This is a genomic window from Halobacteriovorax sp. HLS (assembly GCF_004006665.1).
Lineage (GTDB): Bacteria > Bdellovibrionota > Bacteriovoracia > Bacteriovoracales > Bacteriovoracaceae > Halobacteriovorax.
Genome location: NZ_QOCL01000001.1, coordinates 453,366 through 480,189, shown reverse-complemented (window position 1 = coordinate 480,189; position 26,824 = coordinate 453,366). Strand labels below are relative to the sequence as shown.

General features: G+C 34.7%; 27 protein-coding genes. 15 read left to right on the top strand and 12 right to left on the bottom strand.

The annotated features are described in order from the left end of the window. Positions 1-23 precede the first annotated feature (23 nt). From DPQ89_RS02365 to DPQ89_RS02345, 5 genes are all read left to right on the top strand, one after another. On the top strand, positions 24-722 hold the full coding sequence (locus DPQ89_RS02365) for a hypothetical protein (RefSeq protein ID WP_127714783.1): 699 nt from the start codon (positions 24-26) through the stop codon (positions 720-722). A gap of 2 nt (positions 723-724) precedes the next feature. After that, complete coding sequence (locus DPQ89_RS02360) at positions 725-2,206, top strand: hypothetical protein (RefSeq protein WP_127714781.1); 1,482 nt, start codon at positions 725-727, stop codon at positions 2,204-2,206. Positions 2,207-2,437: 231 nt separating this feature from the next. Next, positions 2,438-3,208, top strand: a complete 771-nt coding sequence (locus DPQ89_RS02355; protein WP_127714779.1) for a motility protein A — start codon at positions 2,438-2,440, stop codon at positions 3,206-3,208. Between the two features lie 26 nt (positions 3,209-3,234). After that, a complete protein-coding gene (locus tag DPQ89_RS02350) occupies positions 3,235-4,098 on the top strand; it encodes a flagellar motor protein MotB (RefSeq protein ID WP_127714777.1) in 864 nt (287 codons plus the stop codon). Beyond that, complete coding sequence (locus DPQ89_RS02345; protein ID WP_127714775.1) at positions 4,085-4,966, top strand: RNA pseudouridine synthase; 882 nt, start codon at positions 4,085-4,087, stop codon at positions 4,964-4,966. The genes DPQ89_RS02350 and DPQ89_RS02345 overlap by 14 nt, the downstream gene beginning before the upstream one ends. On the opposite strand, the gene DPQ89_RS02340 is transcribed toward DPQ89_RS02345, so the two are convergent. Beyond that, positions 4,928-5,422, bottom strand: coding sequence for a hypothetical protein (locus DPQ89_RS02340; protein WP_127714773.1), 495 nt, complete (start codon positions 5,420-5,422; stop codon positions 4,928-4,930). The two genes, DPQ89_RS02345 and DPQ89_RS02340, sit on opposite strands and share 39 nt — an antisense overlap. 106 nt (positions 5,423-5,528) lie before the next feature. Here DPQ89_RS02340 and DPQ89_RS02335 point away from each other — a divergent pair, with 106 nt between their 5' ends. Then, positions 5,529-6,515, top strand: a complete 987-nt coding sequence (locus tag DPQ89_RS02335; RefSeq protein WP_164848225.1) for a WYL domain-containing protein — start codon at positions 5,529-5,531, stop codon at positions 6,513-6,515. A gap of 36 nt (positions 6,516-6,551) precedes the next feature. Beyond that, positions 6,552-7,154, top strand: a complete 603-nt coding sequence (locus DPQ89_RS02330; RefSeq protein WP_127714769.1) for a septation protein IspZ — start codon at positions 6,552-6,554, stop codon at positions 7,152-7,154. Here the strand turns inward: DPQ89_RS02330 and pheA are convergent. The 5 genes from pheA to DPQ89_RS02305 all read right to left on the bottom strand — a co-directional run bounded on the left by pheA (position 7,151) and on the right by DPQ89_RS02305 (position 12,022). Continuing rightward, positions 7,151-7,975: a prephenate dehydratase gene (pheA, locus tag DPQ89_RS02325; protein WP_127714767.1), complete on the bottom strand. Its 825-nt coding sequence runs from the start codon at positions 7,973-7,975 to the stop codon at positions 7,151-7,153. The two genes, DPQ89_RS02330 and pheA, sit on opposite strands and share 4 nt — an antisense overlap. After that, positions 7,972-8,700: a prephenate dehydrogenase/arogenate dehydrogenase family protein gene (locus DPQ89_RS02320; protein ID WP_127714765.1), complete on the bottom strand. Its 729-nt coding sequence runs from the start codon at positions 8,698-8,700 to the stop codon at positions 7,972-7,974. Before DPQ89_RS02320 ends, pheA begins: the two co-directional genes overlap by 4 nt. Further along, entirely contained in the window at positions 8,697-9,854 is a 1,158-nt protein-coding gene (locus DPQ89_RS02315; protein WP_127714763.1) for a pyridoxal phosphate-dependent aminotransferase, read from the bottom strand. The genes DPQ89_RS02320 and DPQ89_RS02315 overlap by 4 nt, the downstream gene beginning before the upstream one ends. Positions 9,855-9,876: 22 nt before the next feature. Beyond that, entirely contained in the window at positions 9,877-10,968 is a 1,092-nt protein-coding gene (locus DPQ89_RS02310; RefSeq protein ID WP_206611127.1) for a chorismate mutase, read from the bottom strand. A gap of 241 nt (positions 10,969-11,209) precedes the next feature. Further along, positions 11,210-12,022: a D-Ala-D-Ala carboxypeptidase family metallohydrolase gene (locus DPQ89_RS02305; RefSeq protein ID WP_164848224.1), complete on the bottom strand. Its 813-nt coding sequence runs from the start codon at positions 12,020-12,022 to the stop codon at positions 11,210-11,212. Positions 12,023-12,199: 177 nt separating this feature from the next. Between DPQ89_RS02305 and DPQ89_RS02300 the strand changes: the two genes are divergently transcribed. Further along, positions 12,200-14,518, top strand: a complete 2,319-nt coding sequence (locus DPQ89_RS02300) for a DNA polymerase II (RefSeq protein ID WP_127714759.1) — start codon at positions 12,200-12,202, stop codon at positions 14,516-14,518. Between the two features lie 7 nt (positions 14,519-14,525). Then, positions 14,526-14,783 carry a hypothetical protein gene (locus DPQ89_RS02295; RefSeq protein ID WP_127714757.1) on the top strand — a complete coding sequence of 86 codons (258 nt, stop codon included), beginning with the start codon at positions 14,526-14,528 and terminating at the stop codon, positions 14,781-14,783. On the opposite strand, the gene DPQ89_RS02290 is transcribed toward DPQ89_RS02295, so the two are convergent. Further along, complete coding sequence (locus tag DPQ89_RS02290; RefSeq protein ID WP_127714755.1) at positions 14,755-15,210, bottom strand: DUF4920 domain-containing protein; 456 nt, start codon at positions 15,208-15,210, stop codon at positions 14,755-14,757. The two genes, DPQ89_RS02295 and DPQ89_RS02290, sit on opposite strands and share 29 nt — an antisense overlap. A 336-nt stretch (positions 15,211-15,546) precedes the next feature. Here DPQ89_RS02290 and DPQ89_RS02285 point away from each other — a divergent pair, with 336 nt between their 5' ends. The 4 genes from DPQ89_RS02285 to DPQ89_RS02270 all read left to right on the top strand — a co-directional run bounded on the left by DPQ89_RS02285 (position 15,547) and on the right by DPQ89_RS02270 (position 18,661). Further along, positions 15,547-16,458 carry a YihY/virulence factor BrkB family protein gene (locus DPQ89_RS02285; RefSeq protein ID WP_127714753.1) on the top strand — a complete coding sequence of 304 codons (912 nt, stop codon included), beginning with the start codon at positions 15,547-15,549 and terminating at the stop codon, positions 16,456-16,458. A 45-nt stretch (positions 16,459-16,503) separates the two neighbouring features. Next, complete coding sequence (locus tag DPQ89_RS02280) at positions 16,504-16,731, top strand: YggT family protein (protein WP_164848223.1); 228 nt, start codon at positions 16,504-16,506, stop codon at positions 16,729-16,731. A gap of 79 nt (positions 16,732-16,810) precedes the next feature. Then, entirely contained in the window at positions 16,811-17,674 is an 864-nt protein-coding gene (locus tag DPQ89_RS02275; protein WP_127714749.1) for a hypothetical protein, read from the top strand. A 129-nt stretch (positions 17,675-17,803) separates the two neighbouring features. Beyond that, complete coding sequence (locus DPQ89_RS02270) at positions 17,804-18,661, top strand: septum formation initiator family protein (RefSeq protein ID WP_127714747.1); 858 nt, start codon at positions 17,804-17,806, stop codon at positions 18,659-18,661. Here the strand turns inward: DPQ89_RS02270 and DPQ89_RS02265 are convergent. Continuing rightward, positions 18,642-19,154: a DUF192 domain-containing protein gene (locus DPQ89_RS02265; protein ID WP_164848222.1), complete on the bottom strand. Its 513-nt coding sequence runs from the start codon at positions 19,152-19,154 to the stop codon at positions 18,642-18,644. The two genes, DPQ89_RS02270 and DPQ89_RS02265, sit on opposite strands and share 20 nt — an antisense overlap. 35 nt (positions 19,155-19,189) lie before the next feature. Here DPQ89_RS02265 and aspS point away from each other — a divergent pair, with 35 nt between their 5' ends. Further along, a complete protein-coding gene (gene aspS / locus DPQ89_RS02260) occupies positions 19,190-20,983 on the top strand; it encodes an aspartate--tRNA ligase (protein WP_127714743.1) in 1,794 nt (597 codons plus the stop codon). Between the two features lie 71 nt (positions 20,984-21,054). After that, positions 21,055-21,354 (top strand): hypothetical protein, encoded by a 300-nt coding sequence (locus tag DPQ89_RS02255; RefSeq protein WP_127714741.1) that lies wholly within the window; start codon positions 21,055-21,057, stop codon positions 21,352-21,354. Here the strand turns inward: DPQ89_RS02255 and DPQ89_RS02250 are convergent, their stop codons facing one another. The 4 genes from DPQ89_RS02250 to mutS all read right to left on the bottom strand — a co-directional run bounded on the left by DPQ89_RS02250 (position 21,355) and on the right by mutS (position 26,792). Then, positions 21,355-21,960 (bottom strand): RDD family protein, encoded by a 606-nt coding sequence (locus DPQ89_RS02250; RefSeq protein WP_127714739.1) that lies wholly within the window; start codon positions 21,958-21,960, stop codon positions 21,355-21,357. Positions 21,961-22,023: 63 nt separating this feature from the next. Next, a complete protein-coding gene (locus tag DPQ89_RS02245; protein WP_127714737.1) occupies positions 22,024-22,848 on the bottom strand; it encodes a hypothetical protein in 825 nt (274 codons plus the stop codon). A gap of 526 nt (positions 22,849-23,374) precedes the next feature. Beyond that, a complete protein-coding gene (locus DPQ89_RS02240) occupies positions 23,375-24,070 on the bottom strand; it encodes a murein L,D-transpeptidase catalytic domain-containing protein (RefSeq protein ID WP_127714735.1) in 696 nt (231 codons plus the stop codon). Between the two features lie 70 nt (positions 24,071-24,140). Next, entirely contained in the window at positions 24,141-26,792 is a 2,652-nt protein-coding gene (gene mutS, locus DPQ89_RS02235; RefSeq protein WP_127714733.1) for a DNA mismatch repair protein MutS, read from the bottom strand. Positions 26,793-26,824: the final 32 nt, after the last annotated feature.

Here is a 26,824-nt window from a genome sequence, read left to right as displayed (position 1 = left end):
GTAGTTTAAGATAAAGTTATTAGATGAATTACTTTGTTAAGTTACACCTCGTCCTACTTTGCCTATATAGTTTAAATACTTATTCTAAGTCAGATAATTTTTTGGCAAAGATTCCTTGTACTAATCAAACCCTCGAAGCAGTTGGTAATTTTGGAACTCCAGAGAAATGGAGTAAGACCTCTGAGTCTACTGTTAGTTCTCCATTAGAAGAAGGAGGAGAAGTAAGGCTTCAAGTTGAAGGCAATAAGTCGTTGGTAACAATGAATAACTCTTCTGTTGAAGTTGGTTTTAGTTTTACAATGCCTGAATGTAGCGTCGTTCTTCTAAAGTCAAAGTTTATCGGTAGCGGTTTTAGTGATGATGATCTGACTAAGCTGATGAAGAAGAATAAGAAAGGAATTATTCTTGTCTGGTCTGCACATATGAGCTTGTCAGTTTATGAACTAGTAGAGTTGCAAGAGTATATAAGTGAACTTGGGGTTCCTGTAAAAGTTCTTGCAGACCTAAATTCACTAGAAGAAATATCTAAGAAAATAATTGGAAAGTATAAATTACCCAAAGAATACTTAGAGAAAATGAATTCAAGAAAGCTAGAAAAGTTTGGCATAAACATTCACTATCCAAGTATGGTCCTTTATAAAAATTCAAAATTAATAGTTCGAGTTCCTGGGTATAATAATAAAATTAAGCTTCAGGCCTTAATCAAAAAATATCTGGAATAAATATGAAAAAATCCATCTTTTTTCTAATACTACTTTCGTGTCCAACTTTTGCAGCAGTTGATAAGAAAATGTGTAATATGAGTAACGAAAGTATTATCAAAAGGATCGTTCCTAAATTAGAGCCAAATTACTTCTTCAAGGCCTCCCCTGATGGCAGGTATATATACTACATTGGAGAGAATAAGAATTTTAGGCTTGATACTCATACTGGTGAGGAGTTATTACTTCCAGGAGAAGCTGATCCAGTACCAAGTCAAGATGGAAAGTTCTTAACTTCGATCAATTGGAGGAATCCTTCTTTACCACGTTGGTCTTTGAATTTAATGCAAATGAAAAATTGGGATATCATAAGAGATCGAAGAGGGGATTTTGACAAGCGTACTGGTAGGATTGATTCAAATACATCACGTACTTACCAGAGTGTCGGAACACTAGATAATGGAAACTATAGAGTATTGAGCTTAGATGATAGTCAGGCTGTAGGTCGGCTTTTGATTAGAGATTATAAATTAAATGGAAGTGATATTTTAGGTGTTCAAAGTGAAGATTTTAAAATTCCTGCTGAAGGCTATAAATTGCCAATGATCTCAAGAGATGGACGTGAGTTATCCTTATTAGATGTAAATACTAATCAGACTGTTATTTTTAGTATTGCAGAAGATGGTTCAGGAATTAGGGAGATCGATCGTTTAGATTATCCATCTGGTAAGGCCGATTTTAACTTCGACTCTTCTAAAATAGCATTTCATGTGACTGAAACAGTTAATCAAAATCGTGCAAGAAGAATTTCTGCTGAGATCGCACTTCCTCCAAAGTTTAATGATGAGGCAGAAGTTCGAAATGTATTTGTCTATGATAGAAATAATAAATCCATCACTCCTGTAACACAAAATAAAATTGGAAATTCTTATTTTCCCGTTTTTATTGAAAACGATACTATTATCTATCTTGATCAAAGACCAGGTCAGAAATTGAGCTTTGTTTATTCAAAAATCCCTGATGTTCCTCCACGATCAATTGATATTGCTCGTAGCTGCTTCAAAGGAGAGGTGTTTGATGACTCCTTTAGTAAGCTTGCTGAGCTTTGGAAGGGAATATGTACCGATTGGGATGGAGGTGATAATTCTGCATTGAAAGTTATGATGCTTAATATCCCTTATGATTTTTGTATTCAAATCGCTAAGAGTTCACGTGGCAAAGATAAGGCCGAACTAATTAAGGTATGCGATGCTTTGGCAGAATCAGAGATTAAAAAACCTTCAATTGCTACTCTTACAAATCCTGTTGAGAAAATGCTTCAAGTTAAATGTGCCATCTGTCACCAAGATAATCTTCCCTTTAAAGATAAGGCGAAGCTTAAAGATTATAAGAATAAAATTCTAAAAAGAGTTAAATCTAAAGATGAAAAATACAGAATGCCTCTAGGCGGAAGCTTATCTCAATCTGAGATTAAAGAGTTAGAAGTCTATTTAAAATCATTATAAAGCTGATGTAATTAGTTGGTTATTGCTCTAGAGCATTAACCAACTAGGAAAAAGCTATCATAGCGAAAACACATTGAACTTCATCTATAATTATTTAATAAGACTAAAGTAGAGGAAAGTCTATTAATGTAAGAAGAAATTCCTACATTCAAATAGTTAGTAAAGAATTTGTAAGGCCAATTCTAAAATTTCCGATACTTAGATAACTTAAATATTACAAGGAAGTATTTCATGGATATAGCGTCCATTATCGGGATTCTAGTTGCGTCGGTTGCGATTCTAGGATCAATTTTAGTTGGTGGTGATTTAGGTATTTTTATCGACGTTCCTTCAACTCTAGTTGTTGGGCTTGGTCTAATAGGGGTTACATTCTTTAGATGGCCAATTGAAATCGTAAAAAATATTGTTGGCTTTGCTATGAAAGCATTCTTCTTCTCTCCTGCTGATCCAAAGTCTACAATAGATGAAATTGGAAATTTAGCAGAAACGGCTAGAAGAGAATCAGTATTTGCTCTTGAAAAAGTTCCAATCGAAGATCCATTTCTTAAAAAAGCAATGACACTTGCAGCAGATAACAGACCTCCTGAGGTCATAAGTTCAATTCTACAACTTGAAATTGATGCAATGATTGAAAGGCATAAGGTAGGAGTAGAAGTGTTCCAAGGGATGGCGGATGATGGTCCTGCGATGGGAATGATTGGGACCTTGATTGGTCTGGTACAGATGCTTCAGAACCTTTCAGATCCTTCTGCAATTGGTCCAGCCATGGCCGTTGCACTACTAACTACATTCTATGGAGCAATTATTGCGAACGTTTTTTGTAATCCAATGAAAACAAAAATGGCCTATAGATCCGGACTTGAAGCTGCAAAGATGAGTATTATTATTGCAGGAACACTAGGTATTGTTGCGGGTGAGAACCCAAGACTAATAAAAGAAAAATTAAATGCGTTCTTACCACCTTCTGAAAGAGATGCTGGTAATGAGGAAGCAGCAGAATAATAAATCGTTAGGATGACGAGGTAACTATGGCAGAAGAAGCAGAAAACCAAGCCGCTGGTGGTGGTGATGAAGTACCACCAGAAGAAGTTAAGTGTCCCGATTGTCCCCCTGGCCTTCCGGGCTGGATGGCGACATTTTCGGATCTCGTTACACTGCTACTGACATTCTTCGTTTTACTTCTATCATTTGCTAAAACTGAAACAGCTAAATATGAAGCAGCATTAGGTTCTATTCGTGATGCTTTTGGTGGAAACGTCTTAAAGCACGGTGAGGTAATTCAAAGAGGTAAGTCTCCTGATGATTCTCCAACTATGATTGACTCTCAGGAACCTATTAGGCCATTTCCTATCGACTTCCTCACAATGGAAGGTATTTTAGATAAGCATGAAATTAATCGAGAGTCAGATGAAGACTTGAAGAAGATGAAGAATGATCTCTATGAATTTAATCTATCCGACTCTGTAAATATCTATGAAATGCCTGAAGGTATCAAGGTTAGGGTTAAGGATAAGATTTACTTTAAAAAAGGGTCTTTGGAGATCGCTAATGAAAAGCTATCTGTAGATGTTTATTCAAGGCTTATTAAATTACTCACTAATAAGTCTTGGACTGTTTTCGTCCAAGGCCATGCTAGTAGAGGTGAAGAGTCTACAGATAAGAAAAAAGATGCTTTTGAACTCTCTGGAGCAAGAGCAAGTGCTGTTACTAGATCTTTAGTTCGTAGAGGTGTAAAACCAGAAAGAATAACGACAGTCTTTTATGGAGATGTTCGTCCTGAGAATATTCCAGGTAAGAGTCAGAAGCTGATTGAAGAGGCTTCAAGAAGAGTTGAGTTCATTATTCGTAAAACAGATCTTGATACTACAGGACATAAGGTTGATTCAAAATAAAGCAAATCTGTGTATATTAAAAAATTATTCGACTATAGAAGAGCTCCTTAGTAAGGAGCTTCTTTTTTCAAAAAGCTTTCTGAAAAAAACTTTTGCAAAGAACTTTTTAAATAAGAAAGTAATGAGCAAAGACGAGCTATATTTACCATTGGATATACTAAATAAAGGCCTGATAAACCCAATTTATAGCAATCAAAAAATTGAGAAGATTTTTGAAGATGAAAACTTCTTAGTTATAAATAAGCCTTTTGGTATTCATGGTCACCCTCACACCTACTTAGAAACAGATACTGTGCTTAATTCAATTCGAAGCGAATACTGTTATGAGCATCTTACTTACTTTCAAGAAAGTGCTGAGTCTACACTATTGTATAGATTAGATAAGGAAACAAGCGGAGTGCTAATCTTTGCAAAAAGTTTAGAGTTACATAATAAATGTCGTGAAAATTTTTCTAAAATTGCAAAAAGAAAAGAGTATCTAGCAGTTGTGCGTGGAGATTTCAATAAAGATGGACAACATCAACATGAACTCACGACATTTGGCCCTAAAGGGGCCACGATGAAAGCAACTCCTTGTTCAGGAAGTGGAGTAACATTAGAAGTTGAAAAAATAGATTATAACGAACAAGAGAACCTTTCTCTAGTTAAGGTATTACTAGGTCGTGGAGTTAAACACCAAATTCGCTGTCAATTAGCGCAAATTGGATTTCCTATTTTAGGTGATATTCTTTATGGGGGGAGTGAAAGTGAGCGATTATTTTTACACGCTCATAGATATCAATTAGAGTTTGAAGGACATCAGCTTGATGCTATAGCAAGACCAAGTGATTTATTTCTTAGATTCTTTAACTTGAACAGTGGCCTTTAAGTGTTCTTTGATAAGCTCTTTAGATTTTATAGTGGAAAGCTTTATTAAAAACCGTCCCTCGGTGACAGCATTAATTTCTAAGTCGGAGTGAGTAATTTTAACTCTAATAATATCTGTTCTTTCTAGACTATCAGAAGGAGAGTTCTTAGCGATTAAAATAAGATCATTTGCTAACTCTCTATACATTACAGCACGAAGAGAGTTGAAGTCGTTAACACTTCCTTTTTCTATAAGGAAGTTTATCTCTACTGCTAGGTTATTACCTTCACAAGATGAGTTCCAACTCGAAGGAATTCTCTTGGCTAGCTTTACTCTAACTGCGCGGCAAGAGGTAGGGATCATTCTCTCTTTTCTAGAACCAAAATAACCCTTATCCCTAAGCTGGAATAAGAAGATGGTCATCATCAGAAGACCAAGCATAAAAATAGGATATTTTGTTAATAATTTCGATACCATAGCTATATTATGCACTATGTTTTGAGAAAAATCACTAAAGAGATTGAGACTCTTAGCCGACAAGATTAGTAGGTTATTTACCTCAGCCCATGAAAAAGGAATGCAAATGCATAATAACTCATTGATTTTAAAGGAAGAATTTTGGACTTTTCTAACATGCTTAGAAAATTTAAATGAAACACTTCCGCTAAAAGATTTTCTTATTCTATCTGATTTAGATGAAAATATGTTCACTGACTGTGTGGCATTTTTAGAAAATTTAAATTACTTCGTTGAAATTAATGAAGTGCAAGGTAGGAGATTTATTGCACCAATAAAGTTGGAAAAGAAAATCTCTCTTCAATTAACTTTTAAAGAGTGGCTTGCCTTTCAAGCACACTTTCCAAAGATGGATGAAGATAAAGGTACTTTTCATCATGAAGTTTTAAGTGAAAAATTATCTACAATTGAAACAGAATATGCTGAGCATGATCTGTTTCGCGCAATCCATGATGAAGAAAAAAGATTTGAACTATTAGAAAAGATTGATCTTAAACATAGAAGCTACTTACAAAAAACAGATGAAGCTATTAAGCGTGGATTTGTTATGTCTATAGAATTGCATGATGGGAGAAAGTTCGACTACTTTGCTCATAAAGCAGTTTTTATAGAAGGGGAATTATGTTTAGTAGGTGAAGATTGTAATGATCGATGTCTTGTTTATTTCAATATTTTAGAGATTGAAGAGCTCAAAGTTGATTTAGATATTCAGTATATTCCAAATTATAGCTCCATTGAAGTTAATGACTTTATCGCAGCGATTAGAGCAGTTTCTGGACAAGAAGAAAGATTAGTTTTAAAGATTGTTTCTTCAAGTAATGTGGACCTAAGGCCATCTTACCAATTCTTAGGTAATCCTTATGTAACGACGAATATGAATGGGGACTTGATTTGGGCCGCATCTGTAGAAAGAAGTGATGAGCTTTATGAGTGGTTACTTAGCATTAATGACCATATTGAAATCTTAGATCCAAGTTCTTTAAAGAAAGAATATCTAGAATATTGTCAAGCTAAGCTTGAAACTATTGAAGAAGAATATAAGAAGGCAGGTTAGTGGCCAATAGATAGACCCATGTGTTAGATAATATATATGGACAAATCTATATCTAAGAGCTTTTTTCTCATCTCTTTTTTGCCTGCAATTGCTTATTGGTATCTTGAAGCAAACTATCCAATAAGAATCGCGGTTGCAGGTGGCCTAGCTCTAGCTATCTTAGAGATGATTCTAGAATGGATTTTTAATAAGCATATTCATACCGTATCAAAAGCAAATTTCTTTCTCATACTTTTGTTGGGTGGGATGAGCTTACTTGGTGACGAAGGAATCTGGTTTAAGCTCCAACCATGTATTACTGGTATTGGTATTTCAGCATTTATGGCCTATAGGTTAAAAAAGGGAACGGGGCTACTTGTTGAATTTGTAAATGATCTTCCTATGAAAAATAAGCCACCTCACTTCTTTATCGAGTCAATGGAAAAACATCTAACGATATACTTTTTCGTGACAGGTTTATTCATGGGTTACATAGCACTATTTCACTCAACAGATACTTGGGCCTTCTTTAAAACTATAGGTAACTATATTATTTTTGCTGTCTTTTACTTTTTTGAAATTCTTTGGTGTCGTAAACTTGCTAAAGATTATGCTCTGGCTCAAAGGCAGAAAGATGTTTTAAAAAGCTTTAAACCTTAGAATTTTCCCTGTGGATAGCTTCCAAAAATTTTTATAGACTTCGTATTTTCTTTTAATTTAATCAAGCAGTCCTGAACGTTCTGATCATGAATACTACCTAGGAAGTCCACAAAGAATGTATACATGAAAGGATTCTCAGGTATAGGACGAGATTCAATCTTTGTTAGGTTTAGACCATGATTGGCAAACTCTTCTAAGCACTTTAAAAGAGCTCCTGGATTATGATTGGTGGAGAAAGCTAAACTTGTCTTTTCTTGACGTAAGGTTTCTGGAATATTTTTTTCTTTAACAAATACTACAAAGCGTGTGAAGTTAGTTTCTACTTTTTGAATATTGTCACTTAAGATCTCAAGTCCATAGTACTGGGCACTTAACGAAGAGCTTATTGTCCCTTCTTCTTTTAAAGAGTCATCCTTAGATAGCAACTCACTTGAGCCTGCAGTATCAAATTCAGGAATGCCTTTAATCCTATTTCGAACAAGAAAGTCATGGCATTGAGCAAGGGCGATAGGGTGAGACTTTACAGTCTTAATATCTTCAATTTTTGTTCCTTTTCTAGCAAGTAGGCAATGTTTAATAGGGAGATAAATCTCTCCAATAATAAAGAAGTGGTGATTGAGAAGTAGATCAACATTTACGGCTACATTTCCAACAATACTGTTTTCAACAGGAAGGACTCCTATTGCAACCTCGTCGTTTTCAAGTGCTTCACAAACTTCTTCACTAAGGTCATAACCTGTCGCGATTACATCTTTTTGGAAATAGCTAAGGATGGCCATTTCGCTATAAGCGCCTTTTTTACCTTGAAATGCAATTTTCATTCTTCAACACTCGCTAGAACTTTTGATAATGAATGAGAAAGAGAGGATCTCATTTTCTTTGCATAAGGATTATACTTATTCATATCATTAAATAATTGAACACTATCGTTTTCAACCGTTTCTAAAATCTTTAAAAGTCGTCTATAACCTTTTGTATCAATTTCCATTTCCATTGAATTCATATCCATTAGTGTTCGACCAATTGTATGGGTAAGAATCAAAGTTTGGGCAATTTGCTCATCGTGCTCATGCGCTGTTGATACAATTACTTTTAAGCCGTGAGACTCAAGGTAGCCTTGAATATCTTTTAATACTTTATCACTAACTCTCTCTGGGCAAAGCACGATCTTACAACCATAGAGACTCTTAGCCGCACTATCAGGCCCAAACATCGGATGAGTTCCTAGTATTTGAATATTTTCAGGAAGTCGTTTTGTTAATTCTTCCATTGGGTAAACTTTTACTGAACAAACATCAATGATCAGAGTGTCAGGAGTGATATGGTCTTTAATCTGATTTGCGACTTCGCTGATTTTAGAAATAGGTACGCACAGAATAAGAATTTTTGATTTACAAACTTCTTCTAAGCAAACAGATTTTGCTCCCATAGAACTCACTAAGTCAGTATCTATATTAATGTCAAATACAGCAACACTTGCATCCTGAGAAATATTTCTTACGAGTAGTTTTCCTAGACGACCAAAACCTATAACACCAATTTTCATAGTACGTCCTTTATTCTACTAAAAGCTGTTCGTATATCTTCTTGAGAGTTAGCAAATGCAATCCTTATATGATTAGGACAACCAAATGCACTTCCAGGTAGAACTGCAACATTGGCCTTTTCTAAAATATAAAGGGCGAATTCCTCACAGTTCTTAAGACCGAGTTTGTTTATATAATTTTCAATATTTGGGAAAAGATAAAAGGCGCCTTGTGGCTTCTCTAATGGAAATATTTGATTAAAGAGCTCATAAGCTAGATCTCTTCTGGCCTCTAGCTCATCAATCATACCTTTTACTACAGTATAGTCCATATCTAAAGCGGCGAGAGCTCCATATTGTGCGAAAGTACAATTATTTCCTGAGAGGTGACCCTGTAGTTTATTTACAGCATTAATAAATTCTTCATTAGCGCATAAGTATCCAATTCTAAACCCTGTCATACAAAAGCTTTTAGAAAAAGACTGAACAGTTAGAGTTCTATTAAAGGCCTCTTCTGAAAGAGAGCTAATATTTATATGTTCGCATCCTTTGTAGGTTAAAATCTCGTAAGCTTCATCCGATATAATACTTAAGTCGTACTTACTTGCTAGCTTAACGACTCGTTCTAAATCTGCTTTACTATAGACAGCTCCTGTAGGATTGTTTGGAGTATTTATTAGAATGGCCTTAGTCTTCTTTGTGATAGCACTTTCTATTTGTTCTAAGTCTAGTTGGTGATCTCTCTTACAATTCACACTTACAGGAACACCACCTGCTAGCTTTACAGACTCAGGAAATGTTACCCAAAATGGAGCCGGAATAATAACTTCATCACCTTCATTGAGAAGAGCTTGAAAAATTAAGTAAAGTATATGTTTTGAACCATTTCCCAGGAGGACATTATTCTTATTCGTTTCGAGTGAATATTTTTGGTTTAGATAACTTGATATTTTGGAACGCAGCTCATTTATTCCCTGAACAAGAGAGTAACGAGTTTTATTCTCTTGTAGCGCATTGATTGTTGCTTCAATAATAGGGCTTGGTGTTGGAAAATCTGGTTCTCCTACATTTAAGCCTATTATATTATGTCCTTCACTTTTTAATTGCTCTATCTTAGCAGATAGAGCAATACTCTTAGAGCCTTCAATATTATTTATACGATTAGAATTTTTCATGTGACTATTATACACAAAAAAACTATTTCTTTACTTTAAAGTCATTCACAATATCACTTTGAATTCTAACTGATTCCGAATGAATTGAATTATATATATCTTTTATAAACTTCTTCCCAAGCCCAAGCTCACTTCCTAAGTCAACACGCTTGTTCATTAATTCATCCATACGATGTAATTGAAGTGGCATTATATTATTAGCTTTCTTTGCTTCGCCGATTCGTTTTATAATCTCAGTTCTTGAGGCCAAAGCATCTAGGATTTCTCTATCAACTCTGTCTACCTCACTTCTAAGGTGATCAAGTTCTTGCTCAAAATTTCTATCGGCAGTGAACTCTGTTCTAAGTGAGAGACCTTTTAAGATCTCATCTAAAAGGCCTGGAGTTACCTGTTGCTTTGCATCTGAAAGGGCCACATCAGGGTTTACATGAGTTTCAATCATTAAACCTTCCATGTCAGCATCCATAGCTTTTTGACAGATGTAGGCAATTAAATCTCTGCGACCTGCGATATGGCTTGGGTCACAAATCATAGGAAGAGTTGGAAAGAGTCTCTTTAGTTCCATAGGGATTTGCCATAATGGAAGATTTCTATATTTTGAAGTGTCTCCTGTTGAAAAACCTCTATGAATGGCCGCTAATTTATTTATTCCAGCTCCAGACATTCTTTCAAGTGCGCCAATCCAAAGGGCCAAATCTTGATTAACGGGGTTTTTTACCATTACAGGGATATTCACACCCTTTAATGAATCTGCAATTTCTTGAACAGCAAAAGGACTCACTGTCGTTCTTGCTCCAATCCATAGAATATCAACATTATGTTTAAGTGCTAGTTCTACATGTTGTGAGTTTGCAACTTCAGTTGAAGTGAGGAGTCCTGTCTTTTCTTTAACTTCTGATAACCATTTAAGTCCTTCTTCACCAACTCCCTCAAAACAATTAGGTCTTGTTCTTGGTTTCCAAATTCCTGCTCTGAAGATTCTTACATCATCTACAGCTTTTATTTCATTGGCCGTTGCAAGCATTTGCTCTTTACTTTCAGCACTACAGGGACCTGCTATGACAAGAGGCTTTTTAAGGTTAGGAATCCATTTATTGAGTGGTAATATGTCCATCTCATTCTCCAAGATAATTGATTTATATGTAGATAAGAGCAAACTTTATGCCATTTCTGCTTGCAATTTACGCTCTAAATATAGAGAAATTGGTCGCTAAATCAAGTTGTAATTGCCTAAAAATATTAACTGTCTAGCTTTTAGACGTAATTCTTTAGTACTTGATTGGAGTATAAGTTATTAATGGAATTAAATATAATTAATAATAACAATGAATCATATAAAGAAAATTTATGTCAGACTATAGTGATTTCCAGCAAGTACTAGGCATGGTGTTATTTTGAATATAGTTATCATAGATCCAATGACGGCGACCATGAACACTATCTAGGCCTATATGCATAAATGTGTGACCAAGACCAATGGAGATATTATTTAATTGTCCCTCTGAGCTTTGTTTAAAAAGGTTTTCTTTCCAAATTTCGTTGCAAATATATTGTTCGACTCTATGTCTTTCGGCTTCATTTTTAACTGAAAAATCTATTGCCTTTGCTCCAATATGGTCACTCTTTTTGGAGCCTCCAACTTTTTCGTTATAGCATGTGCTGCGATAGTGACTTGTTAGCTCAATTTGAACACCTGTTTCTTCTGATATTTTTTCACTGAGAAGACCAAGGGCTAAAGTCCTATACCAACAAGATTTAGGGGGAGTTAGATCAATTAGGTCGCAAGACTTCATTGTCGATTGGGTTCCTGCTCTTGCAAAGTCTTGGGCATTTAGACTTGTGAGTCCTGAATCTGAAAGAAACTTTTGTAATCCAATAGCATCTTGGTCATAGGAGGAGAGTTCATTAATTTGTCCACCTAGTGACTCAATTTTATCAGAGAAAATAAGAATGTCAGTTTGAATATTATTGTTTTCACAAGAGTCATCAGTGAAGCTGATCCCTTCTAGGTGACTTGTCTTTGATATAGCATCATATTTCTTAGCAATACTTTCCGATGAAGTCGAGCTTGATTCATCCATTACGATATAGGTTTGATCAGGGTCTTGTTTTTTGCCACAACCTATTAGGAGTATTGTTAATATGGTAAGTAATATCTTTGCTTTCATTACTTTCATTTTAGAGATATTAACTTTTTTTTTGTGTTATTTTGAAATAAATTCATAGGTGTACAAATGATGGTCATAGACTAAGTCCTTGAAAGAACTTCTAAAATTTATAAGTATTCGCGTGTTTATCATAACGTATGGTTTCTAATTACTCATTTGCTGTGATAATGTTCATTTATGAATGACATCAATGGCTTTATTCTTTCTTCACACTATAATGACACCCGTAATGGAATGGAGTTGCACTTTTATGTAACCACTAATATTGGTCCGGCCAAAGTTGTTATCACTGACTTTAGACCTGTTTTCTTTATTGAGACGAATTCGAAGCACATCGATATCCCAAATATGGTGGAAAGAAAAACGTTGCAGTTAAAATCTTTTACAGGTCAGCAAGTTGATGCCATTTATTTTAAGAATCAAGGGGACTTATTCTCTGCTAAAGATACTTTGGCAAATGCAGGAGTAAGGACTTACGAATCTGACGTTAGGCCTACGGAACGTTATTTGATGGAGAGGTTTATTAATGGAGACATTTCTATTGAAGGACAGTTTCACGAACAGGGAAAGTTAAAAGTCTTTTTAAATCCCAATCTAAAAAAAGGTAAGTCTGCTGTAGCTCCTAAAGTTCTCTCTTTCGATATTGAAACAAGTATGAAAGATGATCTCTTTTCTATTGGAGTACATTATTTTTCTAATTCAGCGGAGAGCAAGAAAGTCTATATGGTAGCAGATGAGGATAAGGTCATAAATCAAGAGCTTACTTATTATAAGTCTGAAAGAGATGTTCTATTGGCTTTTAAAAGTGATCTACTTGAAGAGGACCCTGACTTTATATTAGGTTGGCATGTTGTTGGCTTTGATCTTATGTTTTTGGAAAAAAAGTATATGCAATACAATATACCTTTCAACTTTGGACGCGATGGTGAAAAGAATCGTCTTGTTGAGAGAAAAGGGATTGGATTTTTTGCAACTATTCCAGGAAGGGTCGTTTTAGATGGACCGCCTGTTTTAAGGGGGGCTTTCTACAGCTTTGAAAATTTTAAACTTGATACTGTTGCAAGTGAACTACTCGGTATTGGTAAAGATATTAATGAGGGTGGTGCTAATAAAGTTGCTGAAATTGAAAGACGGTTTAGAGAAGATAAACTGGCGCTTGCAAAGTATAATTTGCTCGATTGTACACTTGTAAGCGATATTTTTAAGAAGACGGAACTTATTGAACTTTGCATTACAAGGTCTAGAATCTCGGGAATGGTTATAGATCGATTAGGCGCTTCGACGGCCGCATTTGATCATTTAATGCTACCTTTAATACACCGAAAAGGTTTTGTCGCTCCAAATGTTCTTGATATACAGCGTGAAGCACAGGCGGCTGGAGGTTTTGTAATGGAGCCGAAGGTTGGATTGTTTGAAAATATTATTGTTCTTGATTTTAAGAGTTTATATCCTTCGATTATTAAGACTTTTAAAATCGATCCTTATTCTAGGATTATGAGTGATGAATCAAGTGTTGAAACACCAACAGGGCATAGATTTTCTAAAACAGAGCATATATTACCAAATTTTATATCAGAACTTTTCCTAAAAAGAGAGCAAGCAAAACAAGTAGGAGACTCTCATCTTTCAATGGCGATAAAAATTCTTATGAATTCATTCTATGGAGTTATGGGATCTCCAGGTTGTCGGTTCTACCATGCTGATCTTCCAACAGCTATAACAGGGACAGGGCAGTGGATACTAAAAGAAGCTATAACTTATTTCGATAGTCATGGGTACGAAGTTATCTATGGAGATACTGACTCTGTTTTTGTAAAACTTAAACATGAAGATATTTTTAAAGTTAAAGAAAAGGCTAAAGAGTTAGTAAGAAGCTCAAATGAATTCTTAACTAAGAAGCTGAAGACTCGCTTTAATGTTGACTCTCATTTAGAGATAGAATTCGAAAAAGTATTTAAAAAGTTCTTCTTACCAAAGGCAAGAGGTAGTGAAGGTGGAGCAAAAAAAAGGTATGCAGGTCTTATTACTGAGAACTCCAAAGAAGAGCTTTACTTCGCAGGTATGGAAGTCGTTCGATCAGATTGGACTAAAGTTGCAAAAAAATTTCAATATACTCTTTTTGAGAAGTTATTTAGTGATGGAGATTTAGAGACGTATATTAAAGATTTTGTAAATAGACTTAAGAATAAAGAATTCGATGACCAACTTATTTATAGAAAGAGATTAACTAAGAGTATTGATGAATATACAAAAGTAATTCCTGCCCATGTTAGGGCGGCAATTATTTATCGAGACAAGACTGGAAAGAAGCAAGGGAAGTCAATTGAGTATGTAATGACTATGAATGGGGCATATCCTGCAAAATTAGAATATTCAAATATTGATTATGATCATTATATTGAAAAACAGATAAGACCACTGGCCGACTCTGTGCTTTCGAATTATGATAAGTCTTTTGATGATTTGATTATAGGTGATCAACTAACACTATTTTAGGACTTTTGTGAAATACCAGTACAAGTTAGCATTAATTATTTTTTCTTTCTTCACGCTCTCTCTCTTATATGTAAGGTATGAGATTAGTATTTATGAGTGGTTTTGTGAGAACGAAGGAAACGGAGCTGCTTGTTTTGTTGCTTCTAATTTATATAACGAACATCAGATGAAAACTTTAGCAAATGAGTACCTGCAAAAAAGTTGTAAACTTAAGTACTCACTTGCTTGTGAGAAAATTAAAGGACCTGAACCCCAGAAGCAATAAAGTTATACTCTTTTACGTCTGATGTGATCTTTTCGATTTCTTCCTTTGATTTTCCTTCATCTGATAGATAGTGTCTCGCTGTTTTCTTAGAGATAGTTTTTTCAAAAAGTTTTCCCTTTAGAGCTACTTCTTTATTGATAAGTGACATAGGAACGAAGAAAGAATATCCTTCAAAAGTTACTCTTACAGACTTATCATTTGCCTGCAGTCCCATCCAGCAACCTTTTGATTGGCAAACTTTAACAACCTTTGCTTTTAGAGTAACCTCTTTACCTGAAATGGTATTAATATCTGTTAAGATTTCATTTAAGCTATAGGCCTTATCATATTTAAATTTCTTTCCATACGTACTTTGAATTGTCTCGGCGCTACTTGTAAGTGTTAACGCATAGGTCAGTATTGATAAAATTAATAGAGATAGTTTCATGTGAATCCTTTAAATTTGTATTTAGTATTTAATGATTATCTATCAAAGTTTTTTCATCGCAAAGTAGAGATTCGTAATATTAAAGAGAGCTGTGTGTCATTTGCTGGTAATTTAATTTTATTTCAATTTGGACAATGGTGCTTTACTAGAGGCCTTTCGATGAAATATGTATATAGCTTGAACTTTTACAGTCTCATGTAAGTATTTGAAATTATTGTTTGTGAGGATCAACATCCATTGACATTCTCCTGGTCTTCACAGCTTCTCCCTAGTTCTTTTTTAAGATCTAGGGAGTTATACATTTCCACCTTGTTGGTAAATCGCTTACAATAATTCATGCTTAAATTAATTTATGATGTTTCTAAGAGCTCATGGTTTTTATTTCAAAAAAAGCGTGGAACTACTTTAGCTTCTTCTTCTACATTCTACATAATATTAACAATGGTTCCCTTTTTTCTTTTGATCATTAGGGTGATTGGTATGTTACTGGGAGATATGCAAAGTACTGAAGTGCAAATTTTTGAATTGGCAGGCAAGTTCTTACCGGATGTAGCTCCTCAAATGTTAAAAGGTTTGCAGGGGGTAGTGAGTGGACCACTTTTTGCGAAAGGTCAGTTTACGTTGCTTAATTTTGCTATTTTGTTAGTTTCATCTTTGTCTTTTTTTAATTCAATATGGAACGGATTATTTTTGATAACCGATGATAAAAGCTATTTGAGTATTTCAAAGCATATTAAAGGAATTCTGGTTATTGGTGTAACTATTCTTTTTTTAACAATCCTTTTCTTTATTCCGAGTTTAATTTTCTATGTGAGTAAACTAATGTCTAATAATATGCTTGTAGACTTTCTCACAGAGCATTTTCCACAGCTCTTATTTAAGCTAAGACATTTCTCTCCGTCAGTTGTTGAGTTTTCATTTGTAATGAAGTCTAACTTCTTTCACTTCTTTATATTTTCTCTATTTTTTACTTTCTTATATAGGTGGTTCTATTCATGGAAGTTATCTCTGAAGCAAGCATTAGTGGGCTCATTAACATTTAGTTCTCTTTTGATATTAGGTAAAAACTTATTTTGGATATATTTTATGTATATCAGATCCACTTTGATGAGAAATTACGGAGATTACTATACTGTAATAGTTATTATTATTTGGCTTTACCTAGCAATGAGCTTCTTTTACTTTGGAGCTTGCGTTTGTACAACTCTTGTTAAAAAGAATTTACTGACAAAGAAGGTTGTAGCTTGAAGATTGTTTTAATTCAGCCTATAGTTAGTAATAAGGGAGTATACATTGGGACTTATTAGAGTAGTTATCGAACTTTATATTTTATTATTAATTATAGATATAGTTTTAAGCTATCTTCCTCAATATCGTAGAAACTCTTGGGTTATGAAAATTAATAAGTTCGCAAACTATACTTGTAACCCTGTTCGTCGTTATATGCCACCAGATCTACCTTTTGACTTTTCTCCATTAATTGTAATTCTTATACTAACTTTGCTAAAAGCTCTGTGGTAAGAGAATGCTTGTCTTTTTAGATTAAATAGTTCAAAATTTTCATAATGATTCTTTTTTCATGGAAGGAAAAAGGGGACGAATGGAATCGCCAATTATTGATGTAGATTTTTTAGCTAAAGAAACTTTTGCTCTTAGTGAGGCCTTAAAAGGTTCTCACCAGTTTGATCAAGTTGATTTCTTCAACGAATTTGAGCAAGAAGAAGTTCTTGAGTCTCCTATATTAGAAGAAAGCATAGTCACACCTAAAAATGAAGATATCGTCGACTCAGCACCTTTTCCTACGGGGACAGGACTAGTTTTTTGTCTAGATCAAAGTGTATCAACTTTCTGTGTTCGAGGCGTTCAAACTCATAATATTAATCAAACTATTCATGATCTCATGTGTGAAGATGAGAATTTATTAAAAAGACTCAAGATTCGAGATAAACAGGACCTTTCAAATGTTCATTACTTTGAAACAAAGTCGATAGAGCAGGCTGAAATAATCTCAGAGTATATAATTAATAGAAGATTTCCTATTCATGAGGAAATGGTTTGTAATTTAAGCGACCCTGGTTTTAGCTGGTGGTATGAATCTAATGACAATGGTTTTAATGTTTTCTTTAAGGCCCAATCAGTAAATCGTGATACCGATTATGTAAGGCTTGGACCAATCGGGGACAGGCGTATCGCTGCTAAGAAATTGGCCATGTGTGAATCGCTACTCAAGAAGTATTTCTCAATAGCGGAGTATTCTAGTACAGAAAAGAGTTTTGAAATTCGTGCAGTTAACCCTACTGACAAGAACTACTTAATGTTTAAAAATATTTTCGAAAACGGCTCATACCATTTTGATTTTGATAAAACTTCACTTTGCTTAGAACATCAAAGACTCGCACTTTTCCTTGAAGAAATCGCTGTTGTTCGCGGTTTTTGGATCTCAATAGAGCAATTACTCATTTAAATTAAAACTTTTCTCTTTTTAACCTTGAGCGAAATGACTCCTTACCTTACAATAGTAATAACAGGATGTTGTCACTTTTAAGAAATTTGTTTTTGAAGGTGTACTAAACTTTAAACAGGATGTTTAAAATTGGAATTTTCATTTGACTCCAGATCAAGAGGATCTGAAGCCAGTGCTGCTCCACAGGTTGGAAGTGCGAACGATCGTTTGAGAAAGGCGATTGAGCGCAATAGAGCAAAACAGGCCAAGAGAGATGCTATGGGGGAGACAGCGGCAAATGCTGGTGCTTCCCAAAGTGATGGACCTTTATTTTCAAATAACTCAGCTCCTCGAGTTGCTGGTGGTGGGTTAAACTCAAGATTAAGATCAACAAATACTAATCCTACTGAAGGTCAAACAAGACTTGGAGGAAACCCAAGGTTTTCTACTAGTTCAACACCTTCTCAAAGACCAGCTGGAATGCCACCTGCTCCAGAATCTATGCCTTCAAAGGAAGATAGAGGGTGGGGAAGTGGATTACTAAAAAAGAAGGTTTCATCTCTGAGAAAGAGTGAAGAACCCACACGAAAAGCTGTTGCCAAACCTGATGATACTGAATTTGTTGCACCTATTAGAAAGGCCGTTGCAAAAGCACCTGCTAAAGTTGGATACACTTCTGCTAAGCGAAAAGTAAATACACGTAAAAAGAGCTCTGATACAAATTTTGTTGGATACTTAGTAAAGTTTGGCTGGGCATTTTGTACTTTCTTACTCTTTAGACTTATTTTCTCTACAGGTGGTGTTATGGACTATTACTCGTCACTAAACCTGCTTGAAGATAAGAATTATGAACGTGAAAGAATAATCAAAGATAATAAAAACCTTGCTCTAGAAATAAAGAAAATTGGTAATGATTCAGCTTATCAAAAGAAGCTAGTAAGAGATAATCTTGGATTTATTGCTAAAGATGAGTATTTAATATTATTTCCTAGGGAAAAGAGCCTTTAATTAATCTCAGTTTATGCCCTGGCTTCAAGTTTTTCGCCAGGGGAGAGCTGGACTTCATTTCCAAAACATATCTTGTAAAGTAACCCTTAGTTCTATAGATCTTTGGTGGTTCAACTAGACCTGGGTGATGGGGTACGTCGCGCTCAACATTTAAAATCTTAAAATCCTTATCTAAAAAGAAGATCTCTAAGTTAAAATATGTATCAGGCATCCAGAAATGTCGCACCCCGTCTTCTTTGTAATAAAAAATCATCGCTTGATTCACTGAAAAGTCTTTGTCTTGTACGCCGCTAAGGCCTTGACTCTTTTGGCTCTCACTCATGGCAACATATGTTAAGGCCTTTTTTCCACTTGGAAGTTCGAATATTATTTTATCGTGGAAAGTAAGAAGGTTTGATTCAGGCTCACTGCATGAGCTTTGTAATAACAATATTGCAATCAGGAGAACATTTTTAGTGAGCATTGATAGAAAGTGCGATATATTTTGCTTCATCATTCAACTCTAAAAGAGAAGAGGAGCTTTTGCAAATGGCCGAATTAAAAGGACTACTAAGAACTCACAATTGTGGGGAGTTAAGAAAAGAACACGTAGGACAAACTGTTACTATCTGTGGATGGGTAAATAAGTATAGAGATCTAGGTGCACTACACTTTATTGATGTGAGAGATAAGTTTGGATTAACTCAATTAGGGTTTGATGATTACAAGGGAGATATGGCAGTTCTAAAAAATTGTGCACTTGAATCTGTCATCAAAGCAGTTGGAGTAGTTAAGGAAAGACCAGCTGATGCTCAAAATTCAAAAATGGATACTGGACTGGTTGAGGTTCAGGTTACTGAGCTTGAAGTCTTGTCACGTAATGATATTGATAATATCCCATTTCTTCCTTACGGTCAGATTGAAGCTACAGAGGATCTTAGACTTAAGTATCGCTACCTTGATTTAAGAACTAAGAAACTTCAGGATATTTTAGCTCTTAGATCAAGAACGACTAACGCAGTTAGAAGAATGCTTGAAGAAGAGAATTTTATCGAAGTTGAAACTCCAATTCTATATAAATCAACACCTGAAGGTGCTAGAGACTATATTGTCCCTTCTAGAGTTCACCCTTCTAAGGTATACGCTCTTCCACAGTCTCCACAGACTTTGAAGCAGCTTCTTATGATCGGCTCAACTGATAAGTATTTTCAAATTTGTAGATGTTTTAGAGATGAAGACCTAAGGGCTGATAGGCAACCAGAGTTTACTCAAATTGATATGGAGGTCTCTTTTGCGACTCCAGAATATATTAAAAATATTGTAGAAAAAATTATCAGAGAATTATTCAAGCTTCCAGCAGACTTTGTTGTTCCAATGATGACTTATAATGAAGCCCTTGCCAGATATGGATCAGATAAACCAGATGCAAGATTTGGATTAGAGCATAAAGTCGTTACTGATATTTTTAAAGACTCTGACTTTTCTGTTTTTTCAAGTGTTGCAAATGCCAATGGTCTTATTAAAGCAATTTTCATTCCTGAAGAGAATGGAACTTTCTCACGTAAAGATACCGATGCTCTGACTGAAGTTGTGAAGCCACACGGTGGAAAAGGTGTCGCATTCTTTAAAGTGTCAGGTGATGAAAGAAGTGCAGGGATATCAAAATTTATTACTGATGAAATCTATTCTAAGCTTTGTGCTTTAGAAGAAAATGCTGGTAATGGAACTTGGATGTTCTGTGCAGACCCTGATAGTGATGTTACTCACTCTTGTGCAGATGCTCTACGTCGTCATTTAGGTAAGAAGTTAAATTTAATTACTGAAGGATATAAATTTCTATGGATTCATGATTTTCCTCTTCTAGAGTGGAATCCTGATGATAAGAGATACATTGCTCGCCATCATCCATTCACTATGGTGAAAAAAGAGTTAACTGAAAAATTTATGACAGGTGATTCTAAAGACTCAAATGCCTATAAAGATTTACCGGCAGAAGCTTATGATCTAGTTTGTAATGGTTATGAGTTAGGTGGTGGTTCAATCAGAATACATGATCAAAGTGTTCAGAAAAAAATGTTTGAAGTTTTAGGAATGAGTGAAGAAGAAGTTAAGACACAATTTGGATTCTTTATTGAGGCCTTAAACTATGGTGTACCTCCACATGGTGGACTAGCTTTTGGTCTTGATAGAATTGTTATGCTTTTAGCAAAAACTGATTCGATTAGAGATGTTATCGCTTTTCCTAAGACAACATCAGCTAGTGACTTAATGGCCGAAGCTCCGTCTACACCAGGGAAGAACCAGCTTAAAGAGCTACATTTTGACTGGACTAAAACTAAGTAAATAGTAAAATTCAATAAGTACTTTAAAAAACTCCGAATTCTGATATTCTATTAGTATTCGGAGTTTTTTTCATGGCAATAAGCTTAAAACAAATTAACAATAAATCTAAGAAAGGGATGAAGTCTATCTTGGATGTTATTATTGAAAGAAAAGAAGATAAGCTTTCTGGGAAAAAACAAAAAAAGAAAGTTCTAAGACCATGGCAGTTGCATCATGATGGACTCATTCAATATTCAGATAAAATAAAAAAAAGCTCTATCATGGCGCCATTTGAAAAAAGTTCGACAAATTTAAGTGAAGATGAATTAATGGGAATTAAGATAAAAGAGCGAGCAAAAGAACTTTTTAGAAATATATCCGATTTTCTTTAATTAAGAAGCTTTCTTGTCTATATCTTTCGAAATAGGGTCTTCTGGAAAGAGAGTAGTTACTTTGGCCACAGAAGTTTCATCCTCAAGAGACTCAATTATTTTCTCTTCAATCGTATTAATAACAAACGTATTAGAAAGTAAGTCTGGTAGGCCTTTTCGATCTTTTCTTATATATGCAATTGATAGTAATGTGAAAAAACTTGGTAATGTTAGGAAATATCCAAGAGTTCTCATAAAACATTCTTTAAGAGTGAGTTGTTCATTATGCGAGTGTGGATGTTGAACTTTTAAATGAAAAATTATCTTTCCAGGAGTTTTTCCTTCCGAAAGATAATAGGAAAGTAAAAAATAACCCCAAAATACCACGCAGAAACTAAGGAGATTAGTTTCAATGATTTTACTTTGTATACTTCTTTGGGCCGTATATTCCATTTGAAAGAAAAATGTTCTAATGAAATTACTATAGGTGAGAAGAACTGCTCTTGTAATGATAGAGATAAGAAATATATCCGTAAAAAAGGCATATGCTCTATCTTTTAAGATAGCATCATTACTTGGAGCTTCTTTTTTTACTAAATGTGATACCTTTCTTTTTTCATTCCACATAGAAGTCTTATCGGTTATAGGGATAATATTCTTAGAAATAAGTGGAAGTTAAGTTAAGTATAACTATTTAAATTTATTAACCTTTCTCTTGAGGATATAAAGTGGTTTTTCGTTTATTACTGGATAGAAGTCGTCAAGTAGTTGTGGGGGGATTGTTGCGCCTAAAACTCCATCATGAAAATTGTGCGTTTCTAAAAGAACAATACTTGAGAACTCTTCGAGATTTACTTTTTGATCAAAATTTACAGTATGTTTGCATAGATCGACAGAGCTATAGAAATTAATAGGGTTAAAAGGTGCTCTGGGTAATATACACAAAGTATCTTCACTCGAGTGAAGAACTAATTGTATAGTTTTTGCAAAAGCTTCATAGTTGAGTGGGAGAAAGTTGGTCGGTCTTTGAAAACTAAAGCAGTAGAGAGCTCCCACCAGTAATATATAGCGAAACTTCCACTGTTTAGCTATTTCAAGAATAAGTAAAATTAAGATTGGGAAATATATTGAAATGAATCTATATGTTGTAATAGGCATCACAAAATAGGTGACGATTGCATTTAATGAACAGGCCATTAAAAGGAGCTGAGAGGAGATTTTTATTCTTTCTGAAAACTTGCGATGAAATAGAACTAAAAAAGCAAGTACGAAAAAAAAGGTATATCTTTTAAAATAATTATTTGGATAATAGCTCAGCAAGTCTGACAAAGAATAGTATAAACTTTGTAAGTCATGTAGTCCCATCCAGTTTGTTAGTTCTGGGCTACTTGTATGTCGGTTAAAAAGAATACCAAGCCAAATGAAAAAATATGTAGCAAATGCTAGAATTTTAAATCTATGAACAAGTAGAAGTTCTTTATAGCGTTTGAAGTTTAGAGTAATAAAGGTAGTCAATATTAAAAGATAAAAAACAAATAAATAGTGACAAAAAGAGAGTAGAACAAGAGTCAATAAGAAGCGGTTCGATCTATCTTTTGTGTGCAAATTTATAAAGTAATTTAAATTTAAACTCACAAGCAAGATACATAATGAATAAGGTCTGGCCAGAAAAGATACGTGTGAAAAAATAGGGTTATATATAATGAATATGGTGATAAAAAAAGCGGTGACTATAGAGTAGTCTTTTACTGTCATATAAAAAGTTCTAACAAGAAAAATTAGACAGAAAAATAGGGAGAGGTATCTTATTTTATTTGGATAATCGAATAATCCAGTAAAAGAAATAACTTTTTGCAGAAGAAAGTATAGAGGTAGCTGAGTGTCGTTGAAGACGATTACAAAGAAGTCTCTGTAAGACAATGTAGTTAGAAAGTACGTATATGTTTCATCAAAGTTAAGAGAATATCCATTAATAGAAATAATAACTTTATTAATATATAAAATAGAAGCGAGTGCTATAAATAAATGAGGTAAGACTCTTTTAATTACATTGAGGTACATAAGAATAATACAAGCTTCCACCGCTTATTTTCGGAAGAACGAACTTCATTCTTCCTACTGGAATTGCAGGACAGCCAAGAGTTCTTCCCTGAATTACAGATTCATTTTTTACATAACTAGCTTCATGAAAAACCACGCTATGTTTTCTCACATCCTTAGATGAATGAGATAGACCTGTTAAGAAAATTGAGTTATGTCCAGGCATTGATCCATAGTCGAATTTTTTTGAATAATAAGTTTCGTCAACTCTCATAAATCCTGGGCGTGTCATTCCAAATCTTCTATGCTTAACCAATCTCATAAACTTAGAAAACTTTGAATGTTTACATTTATTAAGAATACCATCGTGATCTTTATCGCCGACAGGTCTTCCCACTCTATTTCTCCCACTTCCATGAGCGAGGTACTCTCTTTGTAACTCACCAGTTTCTAAGTCTAAAATATAAAGTCTTTTTTCTCTTGAGTTCTGTGAGTAGTCACCAATAGTAATATAGCGTTTATTAGTTAAAATATCTTGATTTTCAAAATAGAAGTCTAGCGCATGCTGAAGTGGTTTTCTAGGTACTTCACTAGCTACAAAATGCTCAAGAATGTCACTATAAGAGTCTAGATGAATATTGATTGCTGCTAAGCTCAGAGAACTGTAAAAAGATAAGATGATAATAAGTATTTTCATACTTTATTATAAACTTTTCTTCAAAAGAGTAAGTCAGTCGGAAAGACTTTCCGATTAACTCCTACATTCTCTACTGCATAAACTCCTTAAGTTCATTTAACTTATTCAATGCTTGCAGTGGAGTCATATTCATAACATCAAGAGTGCTGAATTCATCTTCTAGTCGTTGAAGGTGATCAGGTACAGTCGATTTCTCAATAATCACTTCTGTTTTATCAAAGAAGCTAAGTTGAGAAGTATCAATAGTTGCATTAGTGTGATTCTCTTGTTTTTCGAGGTTTGATAGAAGTTTTGTTGAGCGATCAAGGACTGATTTAGGGAGTCCAGCTAGTTTCGCTACATATATACCAAAACTCTGTGAAGCACCTTCTTCAATAAGATTATAGAGAAATTGTACGTTACCATTTTGGTTTTGAGTCTCGACTGTTAAATTCTTCGCTCCAGGCAATAAGTCAACAACTTCGATTAATTCATGATAGTGAGTTGCAAATAACGTTATGGCCTTTGTTTTCTTAACGAAGTGTTCAACCAGTGACCATGCTATACTTAATCCATCATACGTAGAGGTTCCACGTCCAACTTCATCGAGAATGATAAGAGATTTGTCTGTGGCATGACGTAGAATTTCCGCAGTTTCGGCCATTTCCACCATAAAAGTTGACTGTCCTTTCAAGATATCATCGCTTGCACCTAGACGACTAAATAGATAGTCACATAATCCAACCTTTGAAGAGATGGCGGGTACGAAAGAGCCAACTTGAGCAAGTAGTTGAATGATGGCAACTTCCCTCATTACAGTTGTTTTACCGGCCATGTTAGGACCGGTAATCAGTCCAAAAAAGTTCTCTTCGTTTAGCTTAATGTCGTGAGCTACAAATTGATCTTTAATAATGGACTTTATGAGAGGATGCCATGCCCCTTCAAGCTCAACTATCTTTTTATCTTTGAAAATTTCAGGTCTAGTAAACTCTTCTTGATCCGCTATCCACGAAAGACTTTGGAATACATCTAGCATACCAAGGGATTTTGCAAGTGAGAGAATGATTAAGTTATTATCCGCAACAGAAGTCGTTAGAGCTTTAAATAGTTCTCTCTCTAGCCTTTCAAGCTTTTCTTTTGCTGTAAATATTTCTTTTTCAAATGCAGTTAACTCTTTGGTTGTATATCTTTCTGAGTTAACTAAAGTTTGTCTTCTTTTAAAGTGATCAGGAACTTTGTCGGTATGAGTTTTAGAAACCTCTATAAAGTATCCCGCTACATTATTTGACTTTACTCTTAGTTTTGGAATACCGGTTTCTTCTCTATATCTATTTTCTAACTCAAGTAATTCATTTGCTGTATTGGTGCTGAGCTGAGCTAGTCGATCTCTTTCAGGACTAAACCCTTCTTTTATAAGATTACCCTTGTCTAAGGCCGCACCAATTTCATCATTTACACAATCCTCAATATTCTTTGCAATAGACTTGAGGGACTTTAATTGAGAGGGTTTTAGTTGCGATAAAAACTCTGCGCTTTCATGAGAAAGAATTGGTGAGAGGTCTTCGTAAACTCTTATGGCCCTGGCTAAGTTTATTAAATCTCCTGGCGTTGTTTTATTCGTTGAGACTTTTGCCATTATCCTTTCAAGGTCTCTCACATCGGAAAGTTGTTCTCTGACCGTACTTAGTAATTCATTTTCTTCTAGAAAATATGAGATAAAGTTCTGTCTATTACTAATTTCTTTTAAATCATTAAGTGGATTGGAAAAAACTTGCCTTAGATTTCTAGAACCCATTGCTGTCTTAGTCTTATCTAGAAAACCTAATAGTGAATCATTATATGTTTCTCTAGACTTTGGAAGAATCTCAAGCCCTATTAGGGTTGGGGCCGTCACCTTCATTAATCCAAATTCATTAACGAGTTTAAAAGGTCTAATATGGCAAAAGTCATCAGTCGTTTGAGTTGAACAAATGTAATAGGCAAGAGCTCCAATAGGAGAGAGAATCTCTTTTGTGGCAGCAATAATTTTATCCCTTTTATATGAAGGGATAACTTTTTCTATATAAATATCTGTATATTTCTCTGTAAAGTATTCTTCCGAAAGGTGAGTCTTTAAAACCCCCAAAGCATTTAAGAGAATATCTAGCTCTTTTAAATCATCCCATTGACCCATTTTACAAATAAACTCTTTAGGGCCAAGCATTCTTAATTTGTCTAGAAACTCGTCACTTGAAGAAAGCTTGTGTCCGCTGAATTCACCAGTAGTAAAGTCAATCGCAACTAAATAATAGTTTTCCCCACTTTTTATTGCACTTGTTATGAACCTTTGCTCACTTGCTTCAGTTTTTTCAAGATCATAAGGAAGTGCAGGTGAAACCACTTGAACGACAGCACGCTTTACAATACCTTTGGCCTCTTTAGGGTCTTCGATTTGTTCGCAGATTGCGACTTTAAGACCGAAGTTACTAAGTTTATCGATATATACAGCGGCAGCATGGTGAGGGATTCCTGCCATAGGAATTGGGAATTCTCCGAGTTTTCCACGGTGAGTAAGAGTAATATTTAGAAGTTTAGATGCTTCTTTAGCATCATCAAAGAAGACTTCATAAAAATCTCCCATTCTAAACATGACAATATGATCCGCATAATTCTTTTTAATATTATAGAATTGATCCATCATTGGAGTGAGTTTTACCCCATGATTGATGATTGTATTCAAAGTCTCGAGTGTGTGGCTAGACAATGTATTTTCCTTGAATTGTTTTATGATTTCCC